The following is a 6408-nucleotide window of genomic DNA, read 5'->3' as shown; positions in this document are numbered from 1 at the left end:
CATGGGCGGCCTGCAGGCGAACAGTGGTGGGGTGAGCCGGGTGTGGTCTTTGCCTGCCGCACAGGTTCCACTCCGGCCGTGTGGGGGCGAGCGATCCCCGTGCCGCCGTACAGTTCCAAAAACCGGCGCCCCGAGGCGGTTCCGTCTCACTACAAAATCATACCAGAGGCGGCAGCCGCCTCGGGGCCCGTCCGCTTTCGTGAAACCCGCAACCAGGCGGCGCTTCCGCGCGCCGGTCTGCGAGGCAAGCTGCTCGCCTGACCTGCGAGCCTATTCCTCCAGATCAATGGCATAAATCTGAAGCGCCGCTTCGGGCGGACTGATCGGGACAAGCCAAGGCCAGGCCAGGCCGCCGAATTCCGGGACGCCGGTCAAGGCAGAATTGGGCGGAAGGCCGCGGCAGAAGACCAGGTAATCCAGCCCCCTTTCGCTGGCCACAGCCCGCGCTTCTGCTTCGCCGCCGCCGTAAAAGCGCACCATGTCGCGCAACCCGCCCTCATTGCGGTGATAGCCGGCAGAGACGATCGAGTGAGGGGTTTCCAGCAGCAATTGTGGTCCAATCAACAGGTAGGACATCATTCGGCCCGGTGGCAGGGCCGCGAGCGGCCCGTAGGCCGAGGAGTCGACACACGCTGCCAGATCTGGCCCCTCTTTGGCGGCAGGCGCGGGCGCGAACGCCGCATAGGCATTGCTGATAAGGCTCCAATGCACTGCGCCGCTGAAAGCCAGCACCGTGGCACTCACCAGGGCCGCCGACGCCAGGTTCTGGCGCGCGCGGAACCACGCCCAGGCATGCGCGACCAACCAGGCCGGGCCCGGCAATATGGCAATGTTCAGCAACCGGAAACCGCGCACCTGGAGGCAGAAGACCACCAGCAAGGCCAGGCAGAAGCCGGCCAGCACCATCCAGCGCCAGCGCCGGTGGGCCGGCACCATTGTCGTCACCAGCAACACGCTGGCCATGCCAATCACCGGCACGATGATCAGGGCAACCGATGGCCGCGCTTGTGCGGCCCAGATCCAGACGGGTTGGGCCTCGCCGATTGCCGGCATCAGGATATTGGCCAGATCGGGATCGAGATTGCCATATGGACCGTTGCGGCATTCAGGAAACAGCCAGATCACGATGGCAAGCGACAGCGTGCCCAGCACCGTCAGCGCGGCCAGCCTTGCCACCGGCTGCCGCAGGATTGGGCTCGCCACGACCACCACCAGCATCGACAGACCATAGCACACGCCGGCAACCACATAGGTGGCCGAGAGCGCGTCGCATGACGGCGTCAGCCAGGTCTGGACCGGGCTGGCCACCAGCAGGTGCAACAGCAGGGCCAAAGCAAAGCTCGCGGCAAAACCAAGCAATTGCGGTTGGCTGCGGCGCGGCTCGACAATCCAATAGACCGCAAAGCAGGCCATTGCGGCGATCACCGACGGCAGCACTTCTATGCCGATGGCAAGGCCTGTTGCCGCGAGAACTCCGGCGGCCACCGCCCAGCCCGTGCTGTAGCGGCCCTGCAGGCTGGCCAGGATCATCGCCAGGGTCAGGGCGATCTGCACATTGTGATGGTCGACCCGGCCGGGACTGAACTCGGTATAGATGGCGATTGCCATTGCCAGCAGGGCGAGGGCCGGAAGCCGGGCCGCGGCGCCGGCCACGCGCTCAGTCAGCTCGGCCACAAGCGCCACGACGGCCAGCAGCACCAGTAGCGGCCAGACGAAAGCCGCCCAATAGGGCGCTGCCTGATGCACAAAGGGCGTGAACACGGCAATGAGCAGCGCCAGTGGCGCATCGACAAGACGGGACCAATGCATTGGCCCACCGAAAGGCGCATTGTCCCGGTACTGCGTGGTATCAAACCAGGATTGTCCATTGAACAGATCAACGGCTTCGACCAGCCGCATGGCATCGTCGCCGGTAATGCTGCGAGCGCTGCCCGAAATCAGCGCCGTCGAGGCAAGTGCAAAGGCAATCACCGCCCAGACCAGGAAAACCTGGACCCATTTGCGTTCCACCCAGCCCATCCTCACCCCCGTCTTGGCGAGAGCAGAATTACGCTGGACGCGTTAAATACCTTTGAACAGACAAAAACGTCTTGAGCTATTGCCAGTTGCGGGGCGTCGGGGCCCCGTCCGCTTTCGTGAAACCAGCAGTCAGGCGGCGCTTCCGCGCGCCCCACATAACGCGTTCTCAGCCATCAAGAATCGGCTAGCCTGGTCCTTGCTTGAGGGTCAGCCATGTCCGCCATCATTTCCGCCAGCAACGTCACCAAGACGTTCCGCCAGACCAAACGCCTGCCCGGCCTGGGCGGCGCCATGGCCAGCCTGTTCTCCCGCCAGTTCACCGAGGTGCACGCGGTGGCCGATATCTCCTTTGCCATCGCGGCGGGCGAAGCAGTCGGCTATCTGGGGCCCAATGGCGCCGGCAAATCGACCATGATCAAGATGATGACCGGCATTCTGGTGCCCAGCGGCGGGAGCCTGAGCGTCCTCGGGCGTGAGCCACACAGCCACCGCATGACCAACGCCGCCGAGATCGGCGTCGTCTTCGGCCAGCGCAGCCAGCTCTGGTGGGATCTGCCGGTGCGCGACAGTTTTGCGCTGCACCGCCACATCTACGACATCCCCCAGGCCCGCTTCGCCGATAATCTCGCCTTCCTCGCCACCATGCTGGCCATGACCGATTATCTGGATCGCCCCGTCCGTCAGCTCAGCCTGGGCCAGCGCATGCGCGCCGAAATCGCCATGGCGCTGCTGCACGATCCAAAAATCCTGTTTCTCGACGAGCCCACCATCGGGCTCGATGTCGTCGCCAAGGACGCGGTGCGCAAATTCCTCGCCCAGATCAATCGCGAGCGCGGCACCACCATCATCCTGACCACCCATGATCTGCAGGACATCGAGGAGATCTGCCCGCGCCTGATCATGGTCGATGACGGCAGGCTGCTATTCGATGGCGAACTGCCCCGCCTGCGCGCCGCCCTCGGCTCCCGCCGCCGCCTGCGCCTTGAATTCGGCAGCGACCCCGGCCCCATCTCCCTGACCACGGCCCGTCTGGTCATCGATGAGGGCCTGGCCAAGCACTTCCTGCTCGATTCCGAAACGACCTCGATTCTGGACGTCCTGACCGAACTGGGCAGCGGCTACGATCTCAAGGATGTCGCCCTGGAAGAACCCGCCATCGAAGAGGTGATCCGCACCTTCTACCAGCAAAAACCCAATCTGGTGACCGCGCCATGAGAGCGCCGGCCTATGCCAATTTCACCGTCAACGCCTTCCAGACCCGGCTGGCCTATCGCAACGCCGTCTGGGCCGGTGCCTTTGGCGATCTGGTGTTCATGTTCGCCCGCATCGCCATCTGGGTCTCGGTCTATGGCGCGGCCTCTGGCGCCACCGTCGAAGGCTTCAGCCTGCCCGACATGATCACTTATGCCCTGCTCGCCGGACCGGTGCTGTATTGGGATTTCTCCCGCCTGGTCAATGAGGTGGGCAATGCCGTCCAGACCGGCGATGTTGCCGTTTATCTGCTCAAGCCCCTGCACTATCCCGCCTATCTGCTGGCCAGCCATATCGGCCATTTCCTGTTTGAATTGCTGCTCATCGTGCTCCCCATCGCCGTGATTGTCTGCCTGACCTACGGGCTCGTGCCACCCGTCAGCCCGTTCCACGGCCTGGCCTTCCTGGCCTTCTGGCTCCTGTCCTTTGCCATGCTGTTCACCCTGGCAACGCTGGCGGGGCTGCTGGCCTTCTGGCTGATGACGGTCTTCGCGCTGGAATGGTTCCTGATGAGCATCATGACCCTGCTCTCGGGTGGTCTGGTGCCGCTATGGTTGTTTCCTGACTGGCTCGCCGCCATTGCCGGGCACCTGCCTTTCGCCTGGGTCTCCTATTACCCGGCCGCCGTCTATCTCGGCAAACTCGACCCCGGCCAGACCCTGCTTTACTTCGCCATTGGCTGCGTCTGGCTGCTGGCCCTGCTGACCGCTCTGGGCTGGCTCTGGGCCCAGGCGCGCCATCGCCTGATCGTGCAGGGAGGCTAGGCCGATGAATCGCACCCTGCGCCTGATCCCTCACCTGATCGCCATCTTCGTGCGCACCAAATTCGAATATCCCGGCGCCATGCTGCTGGCCTGGTTCTCCCAGGCGACATCCTACGGCGCCATGTACACCGCCATCGCCCTGATCGTGACGCGCTTTGGCATGCTGGGCGGCTGGACCTGGTCGGAGATGGCCTTGTTGCTCAGCTTCCACCTGCTGGCCTATTCCACCGGCGCCTCATTCAGTTTCACTCAGTTTCGCGTCATGGAGGACATGGTTCGGCTGGGCACGATGGATGCCGTCCTGGTCAAGCCGATCAGCCCCTGGACCTATCTGGTCTTTTCCGGACTCAATATCGGCTATACCGGCCACATCATCCTGGCCGTCGGACTGATGGCCTGGTCCGTCACCCAGATTGATCTGGCCTGGTCCCTGCCGGTCGCCCTGTTCTTCCTGGCCACCCTGGTCAGCGGCGCCCTGGTGGTCTGCGCTTTGATGACCATGATCGGCGCCACCGCGCTGGTCTGGGTGCGTTCCCGCCATCTCTATTCGATCTTCTTCGGCTTCTGGGAACTGGCGCGCTATCCGATCACCATCTTCCCGGTGCCCATCCAGCTCATGCTGATCACCATCGTGCCGCTGGGCTTCATCAGCACGGTGCCGGTCGCCGTCCTGCTCGGCAAGCCCGTCCCCCTGCTGGGCGATTGGGCTGGCCTGGCCTGCCTGCTGGCCGGACCGATCATGGTGCTGATTGCCATGCTTCATTGGCGTTGGTGCCTGCGCAATTACCAAGGTGCGGGGGGCTAAACTTGGAGTCGACAACCGGCAAAAGCCGCGCTACACATCACCCCATGATCCGCACCGCAGCCACTGTTTCGTTTTGGTTTAGCTATCCGCTCTCGGCGGAGGCTACCGTGCGCTTGCTCTGATCTTACCCAAAGATACGACCAAACCCGAAGCCAGCCGCCCCCTACGAGGCGGCTTTTTTGTTGGCCGCCTCACCCCCCAAAAATCCCCGAGGAGACCACCAATGCTGAAATCCACCGATGATCTGCGCATCGGCGCTATCAAGGAACTCACCACCCCCATCGAGGTCATGCGCCAGCATCCGCGCACCGACGCAGCCACCCGCACCGTGATCAGTGCCCGCCACGCCTTCCACAATATCCTGACCGGCGCCGATGACCGCCTTGCCGTTGTCGTCGGCCCCTGCTCCATTCACGATCCCGCCGCGGCGCTGGACTACGCCAGGCGCCTCAGCGCGCTGCGCGACACCCTGGGCGACCGGCTTGAGATCATCATGCGCGTTTACTTCGAAAAGCCCCGCACCACCGTCGGCTGGAAGGGCCTGATCAACGATCCCAACCTCGATGGCAGCTTCGACATCGACACCGGCCTGCACACGGCCCGCGCCCTGCTGCTCGACATCGCCAATCTGGGCCTGCCCGCCGCCTGCGAATTCCTCGACATGACCACCCCGCAATACATTGCCGATCTGGTCAGCTGGGCCGCCATCGGCGCCCGCACCACCGAAAGCCAGATCCATCGCGAACTGGCCTCGGGTCTTTCCTGCCCGGTCGGCTTCAAGAACGGCACCGATGGCAATGTCCGCATCGCGCTCGACGCCGTCGCCTCCGCCGGCCAGCCGCATCATTTCCTCGCCGTCACTAAATCCGGCCGTTCGGCCATCGCCCAGACCACCGGCAATCGGGACTGCCACATCATCCTGCGTGGCGGCAAAGCCACCAATTACGACGCCGTCAGCGTCGATGCTGCCGCCAGTGCGGCCGAGACTGCCGGGCTGCCCGCTGCCATCATGATCGACGCCAGCCACGCCAATTCGTCCAAGAAGCCGGAGAACCAGCCGGCAGTGCTGGCCGATATCGGCACGCAACTGGCCGCTGGTGATCGCCGCATCATCGGCGTCATGGTCGAATCCAATCTGGTGGCCGGCCGCCAGGATCTCGTTGCCGGTCGCGAACTGGTTTATGGCCAGTCCATCACCGATGGCTGCATCGACTGGGACACCACCGTCACCGCGCTAAACGCTCTGGCTGACGCCGTGACCGCCCGCCGTGCCGCCACCAAGCAGCAAGTCGCCTAGCGTGTTCTCAGCAGAAGTGGTTCACTTCTGCGGTTCGAAACCGCGACCAAGCAAAAGCCTGGAGCATTTGACTGGCAGGAACTTGCCCTCCCCCTTCGGGGCGGAGGGCAAGATCGCCATGCACTGACCGCACGCTGACCCTTGACCCCCAAGCTGCAATTCTGTTCTGTCCCTTTATGGCCAACAACCCGCTGCTGCTCGTCCCCAACCTGATCACCATCGCGCGCATCCTCGCGATCATCCCGATTGCCGTGCTGGTGATGGATGGTGAT

General features: G+C 63.8%; 6 protein-coding genes. 5 read left to right on the top strand and 1 reads right to left on the bottom strand.

Annotated features, from left to right (window positions below):
* Positions 1-261 (top strand): hypothetical protein (locus Q8O80_RS08685; RefSeq protein WP_305578997.1); only part of this gene is annotated, 261 nt, incomplete at its 5' end.
* A gap of 9 nt (positions 262-270) precedes the next feature.
* On the opposite strand, the gene Q8O80_RS08680 is transcribed toward Q8O80_RS08685, so the two are convergent.
* Positions 271-2010: a hypothetical protein gene (locus tag Q8O80_RS08680; RefSeq protein WP_305578995.1), complete on the bottom strand. Its 1740-nt coding sequence runs from the start codon at positions 2008-2010 to the stop codon at positions 271-273.
* A 222-nt stretch (positions 2011-2232) separates the two neighbouring features.
* On the opposite strand from Q8O80_RS08680, the gene Q8O80_RS08675 reads away from it, so the two are divergent.
* From Q8O80_RS08675 to Q8O80_RS08660, 4 genes are all read left to right on the top strand, one after another.
* A complete protein-coding gene (locus Q8O80_RS08675; RefSeq protein WP_305578993.1) occupies positions 2233-3234 on the top strand; it encodes an ATP-binding cassette domain-containing protein in 1002 nt (333 codons plus the stop codon).
* The gene (locus tag Q8O80_RS08670; protein WP_305578991.1) at positions 3231-4034 is read left to right on the top strand and encodes an ABC-2 family transporter protein; all 804 of its coding nucleotides are present in this window, start codon (positions 3231-3233) and stop codon (positions 4032-4034) included. Before Q8O80_RS08675 ends, Q8O80_RS08670 begins: the two co-directional genes overlap by 4 nt.
* A gap of 4 nt (positions 4035-4038) precedes the next feature.
* Positions 4039-4839 carry an ABC transporter permease gene (locus tag Q8O80_RS08665; RefSeq protein ID WP_305578989.1) on the top strand — a complete coding sequence of 267 codons (801 nt, stop codon included), beginning with the start codon at positions 4039-4041 and terminating at the stop codon, positions 4837-4839.
* Between the two features lie 223 nt (positions 4840-5062).
* Positions 5063-6136: a 3-deoxy-7-phosphoheptulonate synthase gene (locus tag Q8O80_RS08660; protein WP_305578987.1), complete on the top strand. Its 1074-nt coding sequence runs from the start codon at positions 5063-5065 to the stop codon at positions 6134-6136.
* The last annotated feature ends 272 nt before the right edge of the window (positions 6137-6408 follow it).

It is taken from the genome of Devosia sp., assembly GCF_030689745.1.
Lineage (GTDB): Bacteria > Pseudomonadota > Alphaproteobacteria > Rhizobiales > Devosiaceae > Devosia > Devosia alba.
This window is presented reverse-complemented; position numbering and strand designations above follow the sequence as displayed.

Bases quoted from the DNA above. Each gene is read 5' to 3' on its own strand.
- Q8O80_RS08675 (WP_305578993.1), top strand. From the start codon at position 2,233: ATGTCCGCCATCATTTCCGCCAGCAACGTCACCAAGACGTTCCGCCAG.
- Q8O80_RS08670 (WP_305578991.1), top strand. From the start codon at position 3,231: ATGAGAGCGCCGGCCTATGCCAATTTCACCGTCAACGCCTTCCAGACC.
- Q8O80_RS08665 (WP_305578989.1), top strand. From the start codon at position 4,039: ATGAATCGCACCCTGCGCCTGATCCCTCACCTGATCGCCATCTTCGTG.
- Q8O80_RS08660 (WP_305578987.1), top strand. From the start codon at position 5,063: ATGCTGAAATCCACCGATGATCTGCGCATCGGCGCTATCAAGGAACTC.